Consider the following 367-nt stretch of genomic DNA (forward strand, 5'->3'; position numbering starts at 1 on the left):
AGGGAACGGGCTTTTTTATGCCCGGAATGTCGCTTCATACATGATTTCCACCCGGTTACGATATCTTGAGGCTGTAAGGAACATAATTCAGCTGGGGTAGGAAAGAGGCGTAGGGTTGCGATTGCCCCTTTACATGATACGTCTTTAAACACTTGCCGGAGCTCGGGAAAGACAACATCCACCCAGCGATTAATTTGGTTGATGGAGCTAACAAGACGCTTAACGATCACATCTCGGTTAGCCATAAGGACACGAAGTTTTTCAAATGATTCTGAAGTGGAACGAACGAAGGCATAATAGCCATTCTTCACCATATCAGCGATGACAAGGGCATCTTTTTTATCACTTTTGGATTGCGTATTATCAC

The 367-nt window shown here is 44.4% G+C and carries 1 protein-coding gene; it reads right to left on the reverse strand.

The window, feature by feature from the left end; all coding sequences use genetic code 11:
* The coding region (locus tag ASU00_RS24175; RefSeq protein WP_152983851.1) for an IS110 family transposase at nt 1–367 on the reverse strand (367 nt) is incomplete at both ends.

Source organism: Peribacillus muralis (assembly GCF_001439925.1).
Taxonomy (GTDB): Bacteria; Bacillota; Bacilli; order Bacillales; family DSM-1321; genus Peribacillus; species Peribacillus muralis.